Source organism: Mesorhizobium sp. SP-1A, from assembly GCF_032460275.1.
GTDB lineage: Bacteria > Pseudomonadota > Alphaproteobacteria > Rhizobiales > Rhizobiaceae > Mesorhizobium.
In genome coordinates this window covers 494,353-516,566 of record NZ_JAVXZD010000002.1, presented here as the reverse complement: position 1 = coordinate 516,566, position 22,214 = coordinate 494,353, and the positions used below count along the sequence as shown (strand labels likewise).

Below are 22,214 nucleotides of genomic sequence, written 5' to 3'. Positions count from 1 at the left end.
CTGTAGATGGTCCACTGCCAGGAACAGGCGACACCGTGTCGTACTCATACGACGCGAAGGGCTATCTCCAGAGCTACACGAACGAACTCGGACACGTCACCACCGTGCTCTCGGTTAATGACCGAGGACGGCCAACATCAACACGAGACCCGAATGGGACGATCCTGAATTTGGAATATGATGCACTCGGTCGCCTAACCAAGACCGTTGCTGATCCCGCAGGCATCAATGCTGAAACCAAGATCGAATATGACCTCACAGGGAACATCACCAAAGTTACGAATCCATCGGGATCTATAATTGAGGTGACTTATGACGGCAGCAATCGCGTTGTCGGCATAAAAAACAATTTAGACGAAACAATCACATATGCCTACGATGCGATGGGGAATAATACCTCGCAAGAGTTCCGAAACGATACGGCAGCTCTGGTATTCAAGGGCCAAAATGCCTTCGACGAACTCGGACGCGTAATGAATGTCATCGGGGTCGGTCCTGCCATATGGGCGTACGGATACGACAAAGTCGGGAACCTGACATCGATTTCCGACCCAAGTAGCAACGCAAAAGGCTTTGCATATGACAGCCTGAACCGGATTACGGCTTTCACCGATGAACGTTCTTCTGTGACGACTTCCGCCTATGGCAACACGTCAGAGAAAACCGAAACAGTTGACCCTCACGGTGTCTCAACTCTCTACGTCAGAAACGGTTGGGGAGAGGCGATACAGGAGAAGGGTAACGACATCGGTACCACTGTCATATATCGCAATGAAAAGGGGCAAATCACCAAGAAAATCGATGCACGTTCGGTTACGGTAGATAGCGAATACGACAATTCAGGGCGGCTTCTGGAGGTTCGTTATCCTGGACAACCATCACTGAACGTCACCTACACATACGATTCCACTGCTGGCGGCAATGTTGGGATCGGGCAACTGACTAAAGTGACCGATGCAGCTGGTGAGATATCCTATCGCTATGACGCCCTTGGTCGTGTTGTTGAGCAGGTCCGCTTAGTCGGCGGTCAGACCTACACACTCAAGATTGAGCGAAACAAGGCGGGTGTCATTACGAAGGTAATCTACCCGTCTGGTCGCATCGTGACCTATGGCAGAGACGCACTTGGTAAAGTTGAGAACGTCTTGACCCAGGAGTCCATTTCCTCCGGCACCGAAGGATTGGCATGGTGGGTTAGCTACACCCCATTTGGACCACGGCAGGGCCTTTTGCATGGCAATGAGTTGGTCGATTGGAGGGTGTTCAACAACGATGGCAATCTAGTCTCATGGTTAGTCGCAGACGAAGCGGCTCCGCTTGAGTACATTAATCGAGCATATGGCTATGTTGATAATCGAAACCTGACGACGATTGTTGACAATCTAAATCCGTTAAAGAACGAGACCTATTGGTATACGCCGAACAATTTCCTGCAGAACGCGTATGGTCCATGGGGAAGCCTGACTTACTGGATCGATGGCGCAGGAAACATAACGCATCGCATCCACGATGATGGCACTTCAACCAAAACCCAGAATTTTGGCATTCCATGGGATTCCAATCGGGTTGCGAATGAGCAAACAGACGGTGTTCTAACGCGAGAATTTGCGACCGACGCTGCAGGAAATATCAATTCCGAAAATGATATTTCTAAGTCCGGAACGAAGGAGTACACCTATAATCACGCGGGCCAGTTGGCCGAGGTCAAGGTAAATTCTAGTGTCGAAGGGAGCTACGTCTATGACTACCTCTCTCGCCTCACTGTAAGAACCCTTCCTGGCGGATCGTCATCTCAGCATTTCGTACATGATCTGCATGGGAACATCATTGCGGAATACAGTGCGACTGGGGCGTTGCAGCGAGAGTACATATGGCTGGATGAACGTCCGCTGGCGGTAATCGACCATAGCGGCACGACACCAAAGACCTACCACGTTCATACTGATCATCTTGGCCGCCCCGTCATGATGACAGACAACTCAAAGAGCAAGGTATGGGAGGTATCCTATCTTCCATTCGGTAGCGTAGCCTCAATTACTGGTCCGGCAACGTTTAACTATCGTCTGCCAGGCCAGTGGTTCCAGCTGGAATCGGGTCTCCATTACAATTGGCATCGCCATTATGACCCGACTATTGGACGGTATCTGCAGCCAGATCCGCTCGGCATGCCAGATGGACCCAATCGATGGGCTTACGCTCAGAATAGCCCTTTGATGTTCATTGATCCTGAAGGATTGCAATCGGGACTAGGAAAAGGCTTTGATAATTTTGTCCGAGCTTGTGCGCTGATCTACAACTACCTTACAGGTAACCCACAGTCGCCGCCTGACCCAGTTCCAGAGCAATATAAAATGGAGCCTGCAAAGCCAGGGACGACCGATGATGGGAAAAGAGGGCCTCCTCCTCCAGACCCGAAAAAACCTCCACAAATCAAATGGCCAAAATGGCCCCCAGTTCGGTTCGGTCCATTGATTTTGATGCCTCCTGGGCCAGTTTGCCCAGCCAGCCAAAGTTGTGGTAATGAAACATAGTCGTGGAAGTGGAGGAGTGGGGTAGCCCACTCCTCCACTTTGGAGGTGTATTGGATGACGGAACAGAATGCTCAAACCTGGCTGGCGCAGACCAGAGAACTGGCTGAACAGGGCGATCCTACCGCACTCATGAACCTTGGGCTGGCTCATTGGCACGGCCGGGTTGTCCCGAGAGATGTAGACAAATCGATATCCCTGATTCAAGCTTCGGAAGAAAAGCTCGGAGAGCCTGCTTGGGTTGAACGACTGCGGATACTTTGCTTTGAGAACGATCCCCGCATTGAGAAAGCCTTCGAAGAGAGGATGCCACACAAGAATGGCATGGCATGCTTCATGTATGGACAGTATTTGAAGTCCATCAACCCAGCAAAAGCCATTGAAGTTTACAAGCTCGGGGCAGATTCTGGTCACTATGGCTGTGAAACGCAGTACCATTTGCAAACCCACAAGGGCTTTCGCTCAATCCTCGGTTTGCCCAAACTGCTTTGGATTTTTGCTCGTGCGTTGCGCGCTGGGACGCGAGACCCTGACGACGTTAATGTCAAAGTTTGATGTCAAAAAATTATGAGAATGGAATTTTTTGATTAATTCTCATTTTTATTGACATCCTGTAATTTTCTGAATAAATAGCGCCCAACAAAGGGAAGCTATTTATGGAAATCGATCTGGAGCAGATTGCAGACAAGCTTGAATTTCTGGCGGCTCAAATCCGTAGCGGAAAGTTGAAGCCTAGCTGGGCCAATATCAACTACTCACTCAAATTCCAGAGTCGTCCTGACGAGAATAAGGACGGCTATCGTATGCAAGGCGGTCAGTCCTTCCGCGACAAGCGGCATGCGGCCGAATTCATGCATCGCGGCCTCGGCATTTTCCAAAAGTTTGACGGCGCGACGGGGATGCTGACGTTTGTCTTCGATCAGACTGAAGAAATCCAGAAGGAAATTCAGGCCTTGGGTCCTGTTCCGGTCAAGGATTGGATTCTCCAAACCCATCCCGATTTCACGCTTCCCGACTTCATGCAAGACATCGGATTTCTGCCTGAATGAAGATGCCCATAATTAATAGGTGAGAAAGTCGACGGGAGGAGAGTTCGATGGGTAAGCCGTTATGTCAGAAAATGAAATCCATGCCGCCGCTATTGTTGACGTCGGCTTTTTTGGCAACGGTCACGGCTTCCTTCGCACTGACTGCCGTCGACGGCAACGTCAAACATTCCCGCAAGATGGAAAACAAGGCAACTGAGCTGTGTGTTGCCGAAAATGGAATTGGCGCTCGCTACATCAAAAAGGACGGCGCATACCATTGCTACGACAAAGACGGAAATATTCTGAAAACCTATTCCGTCGACTTCATCGAAATCGCGATGAAGGAAAAGAACTGACGACTTCGAACGGTCCATAGGAGAGATCAATGACCACTGCAACTGAACCCACTTTGACCATGCGCGAGGGCATCTATGTCCGCAAACGCGATGGCATGCGCGTGAAAGCAGGCGACTGGTCGGACGGCAGTGTTTCCTGGATGCTCCATCCGCTCCCTGTCATTGCCATGGGCAAGGCCGTCAGCACCTGCTCGCTGAAGACATTCGAACGGAACCACACAGTTCTCGGTGCAGAAGCCACTCACTAGGCTTTTGCCGTCTCTGAATTCGCATATCATGGGCCGCAGCACCTGAGACTGCAGAGGATTTCGAACTATGAGCATTCTGGAGCACATCAAGGCTGAGGCCGATAAGCAGACCAAACTTGCTTACAACCCTGTCGTAGCGATGGACTGCATTGCTGCAGAGGGACGGGCCAAGCTCTGTAACGAGATCGCTGAAACGCTGGTCGGCCTCGACGAAGAGGCAGCTCTTGCGGAACTCAAGCGTCTCCGCGATGTGTTCCATGGTCGCTCAGGCGATCTCAGCAGCACCATCAAGTTCGTCTTTTCTCTGTCGCACGCAAGCTGGTTCGACAGTGTCGTCGATGCGGTCGCCAAGGAAAACACGGGTTGGATTGAAGTCGGTGATCACGGCTTCGATGGCCATCTCAAGAAGATGCTCCATCTGCCGTACTACCGTCGCATGCTCGGCATCAACAACTGCGCCACCTCGATTACGCGCCTGCGTGAGGAAACCGATGCGGCTTGGCTGGAGCGTCGTCAAAAGTGGCTCGGCCGCTATCATCCCGAAGTTCGTGTCATCCACAGCAATGAGCGCTGGACGCCAGAGGGCATGCAGAAGGTTGATCTCGGCACTGTCGAAACGTTCACGAAGCAGGAGCACCTCGTTGAGGCCGGAATGATCGCATTCCGTGGGTTCAACGCCAAGGACGCTCATTTCGAGATTCAGGAAGTCTATCTCGGCTACAAGGATGGTGCCTTGGGCAAGGTGCGCCAGACCTCTGGCCATCCGTGGGAACCTGGCGTTCACACCATCGCTGGCTATCCGGTTGAGCTGGTCGCCTGACCAGTTCTCCGACCGTCATGGGGCGCAGCACCTGAGACTGCAGAGGTTTTGTATTGGATATCGTAAAACTTATCGAAGCGGAGGGCGCAAGACAGATCGGTCTCGCCAACAACCCTCAGGAACCGATGGATGTCATTGCCGCTGAAGAGCGTGCCAGGACATGTGAGAAAATCGCAAAGAGTCTGGTTGGTCTCGGCGAGAAAGAGGCCGTGGCTGAACTAAAACGCATTCAGGAGCATTTTCACAATCTCGCCAGCGACCCTTCGTACGTTAATGGCGGTGTGGACGGAATGACAGACGCGGAGTGGTTTGACTGCCTCTTCGACAATGTCGCCAGGGAAAACAACGGCCTCATCAAGGTCCAGTCGACTGGCATCTGGACTGGGCCTAACGGAGAGACGAACATTCTAGCTCGGCCTGCGTATTATCGATACAATGGCAACGGCAAGAACACTTCATCTTTGTTCCGCGCACACGGCGAAACGGATGAAGCTTGGCTTATTCGCCGCAAAGAATGGCTCGACTGCTATCATCCAGACGTTCCAGTTCGCCATGGTTATAAGCGCGGCGACGTGACTGTCGAAATGGGCACGGTCGAAACTTTTACGAAGGTGGAACATCACGTCGAAGCTGATCTAGTCACGATTGGCGGGTTCATCATTTCGGGAAAAGCGGAATTCGACATCGTCGATGTGTTCCTGAATTATCGGAATGGCGCATTAGGGACGGTTCGACAAACGCGGGGAGAGCCATATCCGCCTGGAGTTCATTGGCTCTACGGAGTTCCCATGGAATTGATCGCCTGATCGCGGCGGGCCGCAGCACCTGAGACTGCACCAGAAAGGATATGAACTTGGCGACCAACCACCCATGTATGGGACGCACAAAGGCCCAGATTGAAGCATTCGAGGCAATTGCCATCAATGAGCAGCCGAAGTGCTCGCAGAAGACGCTCGACATCCTTGAAAAGGGAGACCTCATCAAGCGCATTGGTGATCGGGAAGTTGGTCGCGATGCTCTCGGCCCGATCACTGTTCCCGTCTACGAGGTGACTCTGCACGCACACATCCAGTGGTGCCAATGGGCGGCCGAGCAGTCGGACGATGAGGAGGTCTGATCGATGAATTATTCGGTCGCCCATTCAGGATACGGTGGAGTAGGTCTCACAAATTACGGCGAAATATCTGCGTCGGCCGCAATGGCTCGTGCAAGACGCCTTTCTAGGAGTGTGGAAAGCCGAGCGTCAGCACGCAAATGGAATCCCGTTATTCTGATCGGAACGAATGAGGACTGTGATTCAGCCCACTATCAATTCTTAAATGGCAAGCTGATTGAGAAGAACATCACACACGCCGAGTGTGTTTGAAAATCCCTCTATTGGATTTTCTCCCATAAATATGGATAAATCCGTTTTATTGAATAAATAAATCTGGACATTGTAGGTTTATTTGTTGTATTCAGCCTGTCAACAAAGGGAGAATTCAAATGCAGTATCGTATTGAGCATTCGCTTCCGAACGGACAGGAAGAAATCCTCCAGCTTGGCGCGACCTCGACGGCCGCAGCTCAGGCTCGTGCCCGTCGTCTTTCTGCGAAGGAAGGGGAACTCGGCCCTGGCATCCCTGGTCACTCCGTATATCTCTACGGCTTCGATGAAGAAGGCACTGATCAGGAGTATTATTCCTATTTTGGCGGCGGCCTTGCCGAGAAGGACCTCGTCAAGGACTGGGACAAGTAGGGCAGGGGGCGCTATGGGCTGGGCAACACGCCACATCGAACAATTGCAGGCAGGCGACACCGTCAAATTCAGACCTCGCGGCAATTCCATGGTCGGACGCATTTCGTCGGGGCAACTTTGCACCGTCGAACCGATCCCTGACCACAAGAAGCTGAAGGTGGACGACATCGTTCTCTGCCGCGTGCGTGGCACCCAGTACCTACACCTGATCAAGGCGATCAAAGGCGAACAGTTTCAGATCGGAAACAACCGTGGCGGTATCAATGGCTGGGTCTCGTCGAATTCGATCTATGGTCTACTGATCGACGTCAGAGATTGAGAGGGCAGTATGGCAAAGGCACTGACATCTGAACAGTTGTTCGCACGGTTCCAAGCCTTTGATGAGGCCGCAGAACACCTTCAGCTCGACTGGACGGATAATCCACTCGAACGCGAGCAGGGACTTATCGTGTCCCAACAAATTCGCCTTTTAGCAGACAAGGCGCGTAACAAGGCTCAAAAAGCCCTCAGGCGGGAAGAGGCTGCCGCCGCAGCCAAGCGAAAGTTCGAAAGTAGGAACCAATGAATTTTGATATCGACAGCAAACTCCTTATGGCTATCGCCGTTATCGTTTTCGGCCCTTCCTTGATCATGATCGAAGGCGCTTGGTCTCGCGCCAGACTTCGAAAGAAGCTGGAAGCAGTTCGCGCCGAACGCATTAAGCTTGAGCGCGAGCTTCAAGAGAGCCAAGCACGTGAAGTTGAGGCCTGAGCATTTAGCTCGGCTGGATATTTGAAGATGGAATTTTGAAGAGCGTGACGAAAGCCCGTCGCGCTCTTTGCATATCCACTCTTACAGAACACATCGGCATGAGATTTAACGACGGATCATTTCAGCACAGGAAATATCAGCGTTTCGGCTTGACTCTGAAAATGTCGTCAATACGCTGCACTACATGAGATTAACGAAGTCAGCGATTCAAGCCCATCACAAACAATATGGTCATATGGCTCAGATGCCGACGTCTCCTGTCGGAGAACTCATGGCAGAGCATGAAAGGATTGCAAAACCCGTCTACAAAACCGAAAACTACAATAAGCAGTCCAATCCATACATCGACAGCCCTTTTGCCAAGGCGCTGCAATTGCCCTTGAACGAGAAATCGCCACCTACTTCGTCCCGAGAATTGGGTGAGGCTAAACCAACGCAATTCATGAGCAGTCGATGGGGCTTTTTAACGCCCTAGTTCGTCTGGCAGAGCAATGAGGGCACTGAGCGTTCGTCAGTTCGCTCCCGTAGTTATTTGCATGCTACCAATCGTGTAGAAAGAGCCGCTCCTTTGATATCTCACGCTAATAGTTCGAGATGTATTTGCTGCATTTGGAGCTTGTATCCTCAGTCGCAGGTACCTGCCTGGATTTACGCTAGCGCTTGTCGTCGATGAATAAACAGCGATCCCAAGCCAACCAGAATCGAGGTTCTCACACTCAGCATAGGTAGCACATATTTTATAGGACGCAGCTGCCGCGCCAGTGTTCTGATACATGTTCAGGGTTGCTGCATCCAAGAACCCTGTAAGTTGCACGATATCGCTATAGACCATTGAGTTCAAAGGAACTCCAGTTTTGTTGGCTCCGAGATTGACAGGGGCGATATCGATACTCAGTGCGCGGGTAGACGCTTCAAAATTGCCAATATTTCTCGTCGAGCTACTCACTATATTTCTGAAAGTCACCCTCATGGAAGATGAGTACGCATTACTGAACTCGATCTTCGCACGCAAAAATTGTCCAGGCTCTACAGAAAATTTAGTCGTCGAACTATACGTTGCTAAAGGCAGCCACCCGCTCGCGACGTCATCACATGCTTCGTAGGTTTGACAGATCTTATAATAACCCTTTCCGCTACCGGAAATCTGATAGGCATCCATCGATGCCGTGTCCAAGAATCCAGTCATTTGAACAACTTCGCTATATGCTACCGAAGTAGGCTCAAGATTTGCTTGAGGAAGTCCAAGATCGACCGCATTCACAGTAACGCTTAAAGGCCTGGTTGAAGCCTCAAAGCTTCCAATGGTGTATGTGCTGCTTACGATGTTTCTCAATGAAACGCGCTGCGAAGACGAGTAAATGTTATTGAAGTCAATTTTCACCCGTAGGTATTGACTTGGCCTCGCCGTGAATTTGGTCGTTGTGGACCAAGTGGAGATTGACAGCCATCCGGTATTCTCTACGGCGCAGGCTTCAAACGTATCGCAAAGTTTGTAATACGATTTGGATGCACCACTCGTTTGATAGAGATCGAACGATGCGGCATCTAAGAAGCCTGTCAATTGAACGATGTCACTGAAAACAGTCGAGGTAGGCTCTAGCTCTGTCTTTGGGTTTCCAAAGGCCACAGCATCAGCTTTAACACTCGTGGCCCTTGTCGCAGCCTCAAAACTCCCGATGGTGTAGGCGCTGCTAACGATATTTCTGACCGAGACACGCACCGATCCCGAAAAAACATTGTTGAAATCGATTCTCACCCTCAGATATTGGCCAGGCTTGCCTTTAAAATTAGTCGTGCTGCTCCACAACGCTGTGCGAAGCCAGCCACTAGTTAGATCAGAACATTGAACCACGGTATCGCAGACTTTGTAGTAACCAGTACCTGTGGAACTCGTTTGATAAACGTCAAAATTGGCCTCATCTAAAAATCCTGTTAGCTGCACAATGTTGCTATATGCTGTGGAAGTTGGCTCCAGACCATTTACTGTTTCTCCGAAGTTAACGCTGTTCGCTGTTAAACTGATTGGTCTTGTAGATGCCTCGAAGCTGCCAATTGTGTACGTTGTACTACCAACTGTATTCCGCAATGACACTCGCTGTGATGTCGAATAGACATTGTTGAAGCCGATTTTCAATCGAAAGAACTTTCCTGGGGTTTGAACCTTGAAAGTAGTTGTTGATGTCCAGACAGCAATGCTTATCCAGCCGTTCTCAGTATCCAGACATTGTTCATAGGTGTCACAAATTTTGTAGTGACCCGTTGAACTAGAAGACGTCCTGTATAGATCGAGGTTTGCAGGATCGATGAAGCCATTAAGTTGGACAATTTCACTGAAAGCGGTAAACGTTGGCTCCAAATCGACTTGTTTCGGGCCGAAGTCGACTGCTGTTACCGCAGTAGACAGATTTCGGTTTTGAATTGTCCAATTCGAAGTCGTCCCATTAATCGTGACACGAATTGTACTTAATGAATTGTAGGTATTAGGTGAAATAGCCTTCAGTTGAACATACTGCTGCGGGTTCACTGAAATATTCGATGATGTGCTTGTAACCGCGCTCCAACTAGATGCTGCGCAATCTGAATTGTCGCAGATTTTGTAAGCGTAGTTTGAGCCTGATATCGTGCCGGAAGCCGTAACACGTAAGCCTTCAATCCGTACAGGCGACGTCACGTATTCCTGCCCAAGATTGGCATCTACGACTGCTTCGTTTGCGAAAGAAAATACTGCTTTTGGATTTTCGCTCGTTATGTTGATTCCAGTTATTGTCGTAGATCCTATATCGTCTTGCGCTACAATTGTGCGACTTGTGTACGATACAGTTGGAAGTATCCCGCTTATCACTCCAGTGTTAGGGTCAACCGTTAAACCTTCGACTTCGCTACCTGATTGCCAGGCGAATTTTGTTTTTCCGACTGCGTAACTCACGACAGGTGCTTCGTGTTCGATATAGTCGCCAATTGCACCTTTTATGGTCTTGCTCGCTAATGTTGCAGTTAATCCTACAACATTCACCGTGACACCGACCGTCTGCGAATAGGTGCGGACATCATCCTTGAACCTCAAGTACGCTGTCAGAGTTCGTGGAGATAGATTTGCCGGGACTGTCCCCCTAATTATTCCCGTATCGGCATCAAGTTTGAAGTAGCTTAGGAGAGAGCTGTCAGGATACCAAACAACTTTCCCAACCGTCTGACCTCTTGTCAGACGTGGTGCATCCGTCTCAAACGGCACTCCCGCCCGTGTATAAATTGGTGTGTAGGAAAACAGTGGCTGCGGCTCGGATCTTACCATCAGGGCGAACTCATTGCTCGTCGAGACGTTGCCAGCCGTGTCAGTCAAAGAGATTTCGTACCCTTCGTAGACTCCCAAACGATCACTGCTGACTGCGCCAGTGATCTTTCCGGTTACAGGATCAATAGACAATCCTGACGGCAAAGGCTTGTTGACGCTGTAGACGTCGCCCTCTTTCTTGGCGCTGACAGTCGGAGTGATATTCACCAGTGTCTTGCCGTCACCTGCGATCTCGTATGAGGCCGACATTTTGATCGTAGGCAAAATGCCGCTTGGGTATATTGTTATCGCAAATCCATTGCTGGTCGAGCGATCACCCACGCTATCGACCGCCTCTATGAAATACCCCGAAAACGTGCCGAGAATAGTAGGCAATCCATAAATTGCGCCGGAGGTCTCCGAGAATTTAATGCCCTTCGGCAGCTCTGGACCGATCAGTTCATATTTCACTGCGCCTAATGCGTATTCGACTGTTGGACGAACCGTCGTCATGTCAACGCTGGCGGTGATGTTGATCTGCTCTCGGATCGAAACCTGGATGTTCGGGATGACTTCGATAACGATTGGCTTCGATGTCAGACGGTTCGTGCTGTCGCTAACGTGGATATTGCCAGTGACACGAATAGGGCTGTCGAAGCGGCCGGAAATCACGCCCGTCACTGGATCGAGTTTGATGCCATAGCTGGCAAGATCGTCACTGTAGAATGAATAGTCGCCTACTGAGTTGCGCACCAAAGGCAATTCTGACGTGAACGGAAGGCCGCTTTTTGTTTTCACATTGTAAGTGGTCAATTGGATCGGCAAACCGTCCGTCGTCACAAGATAATCAATTGTCTTGGTCGCAGTACCGCCGACTGAATCCACGGCCTTCAGCGTGATGGAATAAGTGCCCAGTACGGTAGGAGTGCCAGTGATTTTTCCGTCTGCTGAATTGAATGCCAGCCCCTCAGGTAACGACCCGTTCGTTATTGTCCACGTAACCGCACCTACGGCGTTCCGAGCTGATGCAGTCTGCGTGTAGAGCCGATTGGCGAAAATGTTCTGTTCTTCGGCATTGGCGATTTCGAGCGGCTTGCGGGCATCGACCGTGACCGTGATGCTTCCAGTCGAATGTGATGCGTTTTGTGTTCCTTCATCCTTGGCAAGAACCGTGAAAGTCAGTGTGCCGACCGTGGTTGGTGTGCCTGAGATTACGCCCGTATTGCGGTCGATACTCAGCTCCCCAAGAGAGCCACTAGCGATACTGTACTCGACATTGCCGATTGCGTTTTTAACGACAGGTGTCAGAGAGACCTTCGAATACTGGCTTGCCGCCGTGTCGGAATAGCTCACATTCAGTGCATCGACGACCTTGAGCGTCACACGGTATGTTACCTTCCGGCCTGCAGCATCGGTCGCCTCTATCTGAACGACCTGCCCACCAATTGCAGAAGGAACGCCTCTAATCGAGCCAGTCGCGCTGTCTACGCTCATGCCGAGAGGGTTGGGCGGCGTGGCCCTGAAGGTTACGGCACCGACTGCGCCTTTGACGACTGCTGGAGGCGTTTCGACATAGGTGTTTACTCGGCCGCTTACGCTCTGGTCCGCGATGGTGAAGGCGGTCGCGGGAGCAACAGCGATCCTGATACTGGATGAGTTGGCTACTACCCCTTCCGCATCTTTTCCTGTAACAACGATGTTGTCGAAGATGCCAACCTGACGCGGCGTGCCGCTGAAGGCACCGTTCTTGGTGTTGAATGCCAATCCATCCGGCAGCTTTCCAGTAATCGAATAGACGACGTCACCGACTGCGTTCGTAGGTTCAAGAGGGTATTTCGGCAGACCTAGGGCAGAATTTTCCGTCAAAGGGGTGCTGAAATTATAGGTCACACGTAGCTGGTCGCGTGCGATTACTCTCAGCTTCGTTGAAGCTGATACCTGCACACGGGCATCATCCGTGGCGGTCAGAACGATGTTGGAAACTTCGCCTTCTTTCGTCGGCTTGCCGGAGATCGCCCCAGCACCTCCATCGAACTGCAATCCCTCCGGCAGCTGGCCTGACAGGCTGAATGAGACCTTTCCGATGGCATTGGTGATCTCGGGTCTAATCGCCACGGACGACATCCGTGGGAGGTCGTATGAGGCATCAACCGACATTGTCATCGGAGGAGTGAATTTCAGAGTTACTGGCTTCGCGTCAGATCGGCCGAGAGCGTCTGTGGCCTTTATCGTCACTGTAGTTTCTAGTGGTGCCGCCACCTTGCCCGACAAGGTGCCTGACGGCGAAAGGGAGACACCCGCTGGGAGCGATCCTGCACTGACTGCATACGAAACAGATTTCGAGTAATTTCTCGTGTCGAAAGAAATGCTGATCTCTTTGCCTGCAGCCCAGGTGATGTCTCTTGCAATCAGCTCAATCGGCTCTGGTGGCGTGATCTGAATGGCAAAAGGCTCGGACAAGGCGGTTGCGGCTTCTTCGTCTGTAGCTCTGACGACAATGCCAGGATAATTACCTTCCTCGGTAGCCTTGCCGACAATTGCACCATCAGGAGACAACGTCAGCCCGTCTGGGAGCGTGCCCTGTACCAAAGTCCAGGTCACCTTCCCTGCCGCGCTGACAGCCTTCACAAGCGGCGTCGAGATCGAAGAATACGTAGGGAAGCTGGTGTCGAGGACTTCAACCGACAACGAAGCCTTTTCAACCACCTTGATGGAGAACGGGTTTGAGCGAGCTGTCTCTCCCGAACCGTCCGTGACCTGAATGGAAAGCGGTCCATAGAAGCCCTTGGACTTTCCGAAGCCTGTGACTGCGCCAGTCTTGGAATTAAACGCCAGCCCCTCGGGCAAAGCGCCATCCAAACGAAAATCGCCTAGAGCTTCCTTCTCCCCAGGGATGAGGGTGTTGTCATCGATCTTCGGAGATATGGAGGCTACCGTTTGCAAACGGGTCAGCTCGATCTCATTTGGCTCTATGGCCAACGAGAGCGGATTGTAGACGGTTACCCCAACAAGGAACGGGGAAGAAACCGTTCCATTGGCGTCTCGAACCTGCAACGCAACCGTTTTGCTCCCAGCCGTCGAGTAGCTTCCAGAGATCACACCAGTGGTCTCATTCAAAGTGATGCCCGCATCCAACGTTTGCCCTTCAGCCAACGCGAATACAAAAGGGGCGCGTCCATTCGTTACTGTTGGTTCAGGCGTCGTGAATACCTTCTTGACCCGAACATGGGTTTGTCCAACAGCTACCTTGAGCGGTTTCTCCAGAACGCTCATTTTGAAAGGATTGGATCGAGCGTCGTAACCCGTCGATGACGTCACTTCGATTTGGATGCCATTTTTGACCTCCGCTTTGGATGGCGTTCCTGAAATCACCCCAGTTGAAGGATCGAGGATCATGCCCTCTGGGAGTTCTCCAGAGACCAGCTTCCAGTTGGGAACGCCATCAAGCTCACTTGCAGACAGACGCATGCTACTGAACATCCCGACATAGAACGTCCTGTCCTGGACATTTTTGATATCCAAGTCGGGCGAGCGGGTGCTGATGGTGAAATAATTGGAGTAGCCCACGGTCCCGTCAGTGTCGAATGCCACAAATCGCATGGAAGCAGAGGTGTCGAACGTGGAAATTGATCCAGATATTTCACCTGAATCACGATAAAATCTGAGATTGGATGGCAGTGGATCGCCCTCAAGCTTCCACACCAATTTTCCAACGACGTTCGAGGCCCTTGGAACAATGTAAGAGAGCCTTTTTGGCTCGATGTCGTAATTGCGGACAGGCGCGATCACGGGGCCAACGTTCACAATGATCTCGCCATAAACGAGCTTCGTATCTGCACCCGTATAACCCTTGCCCTGCATCGCGAAGGAGAACACGCCTTCCAGCCCTGCAGGGGGCGTCCCAACGACATTCATGCCATTCATGCGCGCCCATGATGGCAGCGGGATCACTGGCGACCAGGAATATGCCTCACCATTATTGGCCAGAGCTTGTTCAAAAAAACGATTGGAGTGGGCGAAAACTTTTACCTGCTTGGATTTTGGGTCGCGCTCCAAAGAGGTGATGTCAATGTTAACCTTGGAGATATCAGAGCCATCCCCCGAATAGCCGATCATGCTCAGGACGCTCTGCCCACGACGCTTGGCTACGCCCTCGATGATTCCCTTTTCAGCATTTAACGTCAGTCCATCGGGTAAAAAACCGGACTTGATAGTCCAGCTATCCGCTGTCTTTCCCGGCTTCAAAGGTATCTGAAACGAGTTTTGCTCGCCGATATAAGCCAGAAACGATGCTGTGATGTCATAATCGTTTTCGTTGATCGGCGGCTCAGGATCACCTGGAGTGAGTGAAAAATTGCCAGATTTATAGCGAAAAATGTACTGTTCAGCTATAACAGGCTGCGCAATCAAGCAGAACGACAATACGGCAGACAGAAGCGAGCGCATTTTCATCGATTAGGCCATCCCTCGTGGTTAGTCTAATCATTGAATGTATCTTCAAGAAGTCAAATGATCCCATTCAGTTTTGAAGTTAATTTGTTGCGCCTGCATAAAAAAGGGCGATCCGAAAACCGCCCCTTTTGTCGCCGAGTTATCTATAGCAATAGATCAGTTCCCTGCGGTGGCTTTCCACGTTCCAATCGTCACGTACTCACTGCCTCTCTTGTTAGCGACCACGATTTCGGCTGTGTTCCCCGCTGCGGTGAAATAGTTCACACGTAGACGCATGAACTTGCGTGTGGCGGCAACTGTAACGTCACTGTTGTTCGGTATAGGATTCCAACCAGTGGTTCCTTCACACACCGCAAGTGTATCGCACGTTTTATATTCAACTTTATTTGCGGAGGTATAGGTCATGCGAATAGTCGCCGTATCTTTGAACCCGCTTAATGTTGCAATTGCTGACTCTGTTGCAGCACCTAGTTGGGCATTAGCTACTTCTGGTCCGAAATCCAACGGGTCAATATTAGTCTGTAAACCGCGAGTTCTGAAGGTTATGGAACCGATATCTTGGAATATTGTCGTCGACCCATTAACCCCGTAAGACAAAGTAAACGTTCCCGTATCGTTGAAGCTTGATGTCGATGTCGATGTCTTTATTCGAACTCCAAGATATTCGTTTGGCTTAACAGTCGAAAACCCGGTTGTGCCTATGCTATTCCATCCCGTTACATCTTCCTCTGCAAGCTTACACTGCTCGTAGGTTTGACAAATTTTATACTGACCAGAATGACTGGTCCCGCCAGTCTTCACAAATCGGAGAGTTGGATTATCCAAAACACCTGTAATTTGCACAATGGCAGCCTTCGAATAAGAATTCAGGTCGATATCGGTTATTTCAGGTCCGAAATCTACAGGATCAACATTCACGCTCTTGGCACGTGTCGTAGTACTAAACGTTGCGTTTGGCCTGAAACCGCCTGTTTGTGTAACGAAATACTGAAGGTTTACTGAGGCTGGATTGCTAAGAGTAGTAGCGTGACCCGTGATCCTAACGCGCACGAAAGTACCCGGCTTGACCGTCCTTTCAGTGTGAGTGCTGGAAGTTATCCAGTTTTCATCTCCTTCGGCGTCACATGCTTCGCGGGTATCACATACACGGAACTGTGAAGCAGTGCTTGTACCAGTTGGAACGAACTTAATTCGTGTAGGGTCCAGAAACCCAGTGAGTTCGACCGTGTTGCTGTAAGCTGTTTCTTTTAGGTCAATGATCCTGTCAGGACCAAAATCGACCATGTCAACGATATTGCTAATGTCACGAGTTCCAACCTTCCAGTTGCCAAAGGGATACCAAGATCCGCCTTTGTAATATTCGGCTTTCATGGTGAATGACCCAAGATATTTATTGGTCATCACGACTTTAACCTTAAGGTACTGATCTGGTTTAACAGCGATCTGAACGTTTTGGTTCGCCAATTTAAAATCGCCAGCATCTTCCAGATCGCAAACTTCTATGGAATCGCATAGTCGATAGTAAGCCGTTCCATCGCCCGAAGTTGTAATTTTGATAGTCGACGGATCGATGAAACCATTTAGCTGGACCGTATTTGTATAGACAGTCGCTAATGGAGTTTCGGACAGAGGTTCTGGACCGAAATCTACGGGATTTACGTCCAAACTAGTTTTTCTAGTTGTGATGCTCCATTTTTTTGTGGTGCCATTGATCGTAACGGTGACCGTTTCATTTGTGCCCGCTTTTGAAGGCGCATTTTTCTTAAGCTGGATATATTGACCAGGAGTAATCGTATCCGTCCTACTCGTCATTCCAGTGATCCAAGCTTTGTCGCTGCAGTCCTCAAGATTGCAGATACGATGGCTATAAATCGCGCCACCTGACATCGACATATTTACGGTGGCCGCCATCGCGATCCCAGTCACTTGCACAGGTCGAGTTTGCTGTTCTGTGTTCACCTCAACATCGACCTTTTGTTCGGCATCGAAACTGAAAACCGCAGGGGGATTTCCACCACGGATATTGACGATAAAGGTCGCCGTTTCGGTGTCGTCCTTCACTACGATCTTACGGCCGTCGAAGGTGCCAGTTGGCATTGTCCCTGTGATAACGCCTGTTGTCGGGTTGACCGTCAGTCCTGGAACTTCGCTGCCTGCTTCCCATGCAAATGAGACGGGACCAACACTGTTTTTGACCTCGGGGGTGGCGCTGGTTACGGAAACTCCCGCATTACCCGTGATCGTTGCGGTTGGAATCGACACTGTGAGCCTCACTATGTCCATGCGCACCGTGTTGTTTGTGTAGGTACTTATTTCATCACTTGCAGAAAAATAAGGAACGTATGAGCCTTGGCTATAGTTCATCGGGAACGTGCCGCTCACTGCGCCCGTCTGCGGATCGATGCTCAAGTAAGCTGGGAAGTTCGTCCCCTTGAACGTCACAGTCCCAGCAGGCTTGCCCGCAGTCAGACGAGCCGGACCAGTCTGGAAAGGCACACCTCGACGAACATTGACGCTGTCGATGGTGTAGGCTGGCACTGGGTTCGAACGAACGTTGATGCTGAACTCGTTGCTCTTGGCCTCATTCCCAAGCGTATCGGTCAGCGTGATGACATAGCCATCGTTGCGGCCGACGTCATCATTGCTCAGATAGCCGCCAATCTCACCCGTTTCAGGATTAATCGCGACAGATCCCGGCAGCGGCTTATTGATCGAATAGACGTCGCCAACCTTCTTGGCAGTCACGGTTGGAGTGAAAGTCACACGCGAAGCACCAGCTTGCCACAGATAGGTCGGGTTGGTTTTCACCGTAGGCAGAATGCCGCTCGCGAACACCGTGATAGTGAACTCGTTGCTGACCTGGCGGTCGCCGACAGAGTCAATCGCTTCGATGAAGTAGCCCTTGAAGGTGCCAAGAGCAGTCGGAGTGCCGCTGATGCTGGCGCTCGTCTTGCTGAACGTAAGGCCCGTAGGCAGGGCAGGGCCAACCAGTTCGTATTTCACCGTGCCAATCGAATATTCGACGGTCGGCTTCACGACGGCCATATCCGTGCTCGCGGTGATGTTGATCTGCTCGCGCATCGTCACGCGCATATTCGGAACCACTTCCACCGTGATAGGCTTCGACGTCACGCGGTTCGTGCTGTCCGTCACGTGGATGTTGGCAGTGACCTTGATCGGCTCATCGAACTTGCCTGAGATCACACCCGTCACCGGATCGAGCCTGATGCCATAGGCTTGCAGCTCATCGGTATAGAAGCTGTAATCACCAACGGCATTCTTGACCAATGGCTCGTCCGAAACGAATGCCATTCCAGCCTTCGCCTGCACGCTGTATGTGGTCAGCTGGATCGGAAGACCGTCAGTGGTGACAACGAAATTGATCTCCAGAGAAGCCGAACCGCCAGCCGCATCGGTGGCCGAAAGCGTCACAGGGAAAACACCCAATACGGTCGGAGTGCCGGAGAATGTGCCGTTGGAGAACTTCACGCCAGCAGGCAGATCGCCCGTCAGGCTCCATGTAACCGCGCCTGTGGCGTTGTTTGCCTTGGCGGCCTGAGAGAACGAACGATTTGCAATCAGGCTCTGCTCAGACGCATTAGCGATCTCCAATGGAAGGCGATTGTCGACATTCAAGGTGATAACCGACGTCGTGAAGGTGTTGTTTTCCAAGCCTTCGTCCGTTCCCTTGATGCGGAACGAGAAAACGCCAGTCACAGTCGGGGCACCCGAAATTCGTCCAGTGCTCGGGTCTAGAGTCACACCATTTGGCAGCGAACCAGCAACCTCGAATGAGACGTTACCAATGGGATTCTCAACCTCTGGACTGATCGAAATCGGAGCATGCTGATTGACCGTATCAATAGCTGGATACGCAATCGTCATGCCATCAATGATCTTGACCGTTACGCGGTAGCTCGCGGTACGACCCGCGCCATCCGTGGCCGTCATATTGACCACAGCGCCGCCAACTTCAGTCGGGCGACCGGAGAGAACGCCAGTCGTCGTCGAAAGATCGAGGCCGAGCGGGCGAGGGGTGTCTGACTTGAAAGTCACCACGCCTACCGAGCCACTTACCTTTGCAGGCGCAGACTGGAACCATGAATTCACACGGCCCACAGCCGTAGCATTATCGACCGAGAATTGAACGCCAGGAACAACCGAGATCGCGAACGGTGCGGATGCGCCAGTGAAGCCTTCGCTATCCTTGGCGGAGACAACGATGTTCTCGAAGACCCCAGTAGCAAGCGGCGTGCCGGAGATCGAACCGTCTGAAGTGTTGAACTTCAAGCCGTTCGGCAGAATGCCCGTCAGAGTGTATTCGACCGCACCAACCGCATTGATCGGCTCCAGCGGGCGTTTTGGCAGTCCGGAGGGTGAATTCTGGCGCAGCGGCTCTGAGAAGTCGTAGACAACTCTGATCTGTTTACGAGCACCAACCGACAGCTTCGTCGTGGCAGAAGCCTGAGTGCCGGAAGCGTCAACCGCTGTGATCGTCACCGTGGCCGTCGCACCTTCGGTAGTCGGCTTTCCATAGATTTCACCGCTGGTCGAATTGAACGACAGGCCTTCCGGCAACGAGCCAGTCAGTGAGAATGTCACAGCGCCAATCGGATCGGTAATGACCGGAACAATGGAGGCGGCCGACATGCGATAAAGTTGGTAGGCATTGTCCAGAGCTAGCGTCATCGGATTCGTGAAGACGAGTCGAATTCGCTTCTCTGCCTCGCGGTTCATGCTGTCCTTGGCCAGGATGACGACCTCGCCATTGAACGGAGCCGAAGCACGGCCTTGCAGGCGACCTTCCGCCGTCAGCGAGATGCCAGCGGGCAGGGTTCCCTGGGCAGAGAACGTGACCGTATCGGCATAGTTCTTGGCTTCGATACGGGTGATGAAATCCTTACCCACTGGCCAAGAGAACTTCGAGGTGACGATCTCAAGGGCTTCAGGTGGGGTGATGTCGATGTCAAAAGGCTCAGTCTCGGCCGTAGCGCCTTCAGCGTCCTTGGCTTCGATAACAAGACCCGAGAACGTGCCTTGCTGTGTTGGAGTGCCAATGATCAATCCGTCTGGCGACAAAGTCATGCCATTTGGCAAGGTGCCGCTCTTCAAAGTCCATGTAACAGCACCTGCAGCGCTGACGGCCTTCACCAGAGGCGATTTCACCGACGCATAGACAGGGAATGCGGTGCGCAGCAGTTCAACCGAGAGCGGAGCCTTTTCTTCCACACGGATGGAAAAATCGTTGGAACGAGCACTTTCACCCGATCCGTCCGTGATCGTGATTGCCAGAGGACCGTAGTAGCCCAGCTTGGTTGCAACACCCGTAATCGTGCCGATGTTCGAGTTGAAAACCAGACCTTCCGGCAGGCTTCCAGTCAGAGCAAACGTTGCAAGCTTCTTGCCGTCGCTTTCGATCACAGTGTCCTTTGGATATTCGGCGCGGATGGCGACTTCCGTCTGCAGTCGGGTGACCAGGTTTTCCGCTGGCGTGACAGAGACAGAAAGAGGAGCGTAGACGTTGATGCCAACGAGGAACGGCGAGGATACCGTGCCGTTTGCGTCCGTCACGACTAGAGAAGCGGTCTTATTCCCAGCTTCGGCAATCTGCCCACTCAGAACGCCAGTCGAGCTATTCAGCGTCAGGCCATCAATTTCAGCCTGGCCTTGAGCATAAGAGTAGGCAAACGGGGCGCGGCCGTTCTTTACGGTCGGAACAGGGGTCGAAAATTGCTTATTTACGCGGACGTGTGTGCGTTCCACCGCCACTTCGAGCGGTTTTTCGGCGACGATGATCTTGAACTCGTTCGACGCTGCCGAATAACCAGTCGAGGTTGAGACAGAAATCTTCAGCCCCTCTGAAACACCTGCACGCGCTGGTGTACCGGAAATAATGCCCGTAGCCTCATCGAGAGATAGACCTTCGGGAAGAGTGCCGGATTCCAGCTTCCACGTCGGAGTGCCCGTCAATTCAGAAGCGGCCAACGTGAATGAAGTGGGCGTACCCACATAAAGGGTGCGGTCTGCGATATTACTCAGATCGAGGCTAGGATCGCGTGTGCTGACGGTAAAGTAATTCGAATAACCGACTGTCCCGTCTGTGTCATAGGCAACGAAACGCACGCGAAGAGACGTACTGAACGTGGCGATGGAGCCATTGAGGCGGCCGTTCTGGGCATCAACCGACACACCTGCAGGAAGCGGGTCTCCTTGAATTCCCCAAGCCAACTTGCCTGCCGTGTTGCGGGCGCTGGTCGAAATGGAGAACGCCTGCTTTGGGTTGAATGTCCTGTCGGCAACGGCTGCCACATCGGGGCCGAGATTTACGGTAATCTGACCGTGGACGAATTTCGAATTCGCTCCTGTGTAATCCTTGCCCTGGAATGCGTAGGCATAAACGCCTTCTAGGCCCGCTGGTGGCGTGCCTTCGATGTTTGGACCGTTCGCTCTCGCCCATGACGGAGGTGCGATCACTGTCTCCCACGAATAGGCTTCACCAAGGGTCGCGATCTGCTGCTGGAAGAAGCGATCAGCATGGGCAAAAACATTCACTTCCTTGGAAGTCGGATCAGCATCAAAAACGGAAAAGTCGACGTTGACCTTCGAGATGTCCGAGTTGTCTGCCGAGTACCCATACAGCAGAGCGGTCGTGACGCCGCGACCAGTCGCAATGCCTTCAATCTGACCAGTGTCCTGGTTAATTCGCAGGCCACTCGGAAGCGAACCCGAACGAATTTCCCAACGAGAGGCCGTCTTGCCAGGCTTTAACGGAATTCGATTGGCTGATTGAACACCAATGAAAGCGATGAACGACGCAGTGATATCGAAATCTTTTTCGTCGACAGGCGGCTCCGGATCGGTGCCAGTGTAGTCAACATAACCCGTTTTATAGCGGAAAATGTATGTATCTGCGCTAGCTGGAGGGACAATCATAAGGGCGGCGAGAATTGCCGAAATCGCTGACCTGAAAAAAATTTTCATGTTGGGGGTGCCTGCTTTTTATCATTTATATTGTCTTCTAAAT

Annotated in this window: 15 protein-coding genes; 13 read left to right on the top strand and 2 right to left on the bottom strand. The window is 51.6% G+C overall.

Annotation, left to right across the window (positions count from 1 at the left end; translation table 11 throughout):
- The first annotated feature begins 35 nt into the window (after positions 1-35).
- From QU595_RS11340 to QU595_RS11280, 13 genes are all read left to right on the top strand, one after another.
- On the top strand, positions 36-2,531 hold the full coding sequence (locus QU595_RS11340; RefSeq protein WP_315921935.1) for an RHS repeat-associated core domain-containing protein: 2,496 nt from the start codon (positions 36-38) through the stop codon (positions 2,529-2,531).
- A gap of 54 nt (positions 2,532-2,585) precedes the next feature.
- Positions 2,586-3,083, top strand: coding sequence for a hypothetical protein (locus QU595_RS11335; protein WP_315921933.1), 498 nt, complete (start codon positions 2,586-2,588; stop codon positions 3,081-3,083).
- A gap of 101 nt (positions 3,084-3,184) precedes the next feature.
- A complete protein-coding gene (locus QU595_RS11330; protein ID WP_315921931.1) occupies positions 3,185-3,577 on the top strand; it encodes a hypothetical protein in 393 nt (130 codons plus the stop codon).
- Positions 3,578-3,624: 47 nt separating this feature from the next.
- Complete coding sequence (locus QU595_RS11325; RefSeq protein WP_315921929.1) at positions 3,625-3,912, top strand: hypothetical protein; 288 nt, start codon at positions 3,625-3,627, stop codon at positions 3,910-3,912.
- Between the two features lie 29 nt (positions 3,913-3,941).
- Positions 3,942-4,160 carry a hypothetical protein gene (locus tag QU595_RS11320; protein WP_315921927.1) on the top strand — a complete coding sequence of 73 codons (219 nt, stop codon included), beginning with the start codon at positions 3,942-3,944 and terminating at the stop codon, positions 4,158-4,160.
- A gap of 67 nt (positions 4,161-4,227) precedes the next feature.
- Positions 4,228-4,980 carry a hypothetical protein gene (locus tag QU595_RS11315; RefSeq protein WP_315921925.1) on the top strand — a complete coding sequence of 251 codons (753 nt, stop codon included), beginning with the start codon at positions 4,228-4,230 and terminating at the stop codon, positions 4,978-4,980.
- Positions 4,981-5,033: 53 nt separating this feature from the next.
- On the top strand, positions 5,034-5,786 hold the full coding sequence (locus QU595_RS11310; protein ID WP_315921923.1) for a hypothetical protein: 753 nt from the start codon (positions 5,034-5,036) through the stop codon (positions 5,784-5,786).
- Positions 5,787-5,833: 47 nt separating this feature from the next.
- Positions 5,834-6,097, top strand: a complete 264-nt coding sequence (locus tag QU595_RS11305; RefSeq protein WP_315921921.1) for a hypothetical protein — start codon at positions 5,834-5,836, stop codon at positions 6,095-6,097.
- A gap of 368 nt (positions 6,098-6,465) precedes the next feature.
- Positions 6,466-6,717 (top strand): hypothetical protein, encoded by a 252-nt coding sequence (locus tag QU595_RS11300; RefSeq protein WP_315921919.1) that lies wholly within the window; start codon positions 6,466-6,468, stop codon positions 6,715-6,717.
- A gap of 13 nt (positions 6,718-6,730) precedes the next feature.
- Positions 6,731-7,036: a hypothetical protein gene (locus QU595_RS11295; RefSeq protein ID WP_315921917.1), complete on the top strand. Its 306-nt coding sequence runs from the start codon at positions 6,731-6,733 to the stop codon at positions 7,034-7,036.
- A gap of 9 nt (positions 7,037-7,045) precedes the next feature.
- Positions 7,046-7,282, top strand: coding sequence for a hypothetical protein (locus QU595_RS11290; protein ID WP_315921914.1), 237 nt, complete (start codon positions 7,046-7,048; stop codon positions 7,280-7,282).
- Positions 7,279-7,467 carry a hypothetical protein gene (locus tag QU595_RS11285; RefSeq protein WP_315921912.1) on the top strand — a complete coding sequence of 63 codons (189 nt, stop codon included), beginning with the start codon at positions 7,279-7,281 and terminating at the stop codon, positions 7,465-7,467. Before QU595_RS11290 ends, QU595_RS11285 begins: the two co-directional genes overlap by 4 nt.
- Positions 7,468-7,738: 271 nt before the next feature.
- Entirely contained in the window at positions 7,739-7,942 is a 204-nt protein-coding gene (locus QU595_RS11280; RefSeq protein WP_315921910.1) for a hypothetical protein, read from the top strand.
- A 36-nt stretch (positions 7,943-7,978) separates the two neighbouring features.
- Here QU595_RS11280 and QU595_RS11275 read toward each other — a convergent pair whose 3' ends face one another.
- Positions 7,979-15,190 (bottom strand): putative Ig domain-containing protein, encoded by a 7,212-nt coding sequence (locus QU595_RS11275; RefSeq protein WP_315921908.1) that lies wholly within the window; start codon positions 15,188-15,190, stop codon positions 7,979-7,981.
- Between the two features lie 156 nt (positions 15,191-15,346).
- Positions 15,347-22,171: an Ig domain-containing protein gene (locus tag QU595_RS11270; protein ID WP_315921906.1), complete on the bottom strand. Its 6,825-nt coding sequence runs from the start codon at positions 22,169-22,171 to the stop codon at positions 15,347-15,349.
- Positions 22,172-22,214: the final 43 nt, after the last annotated feature.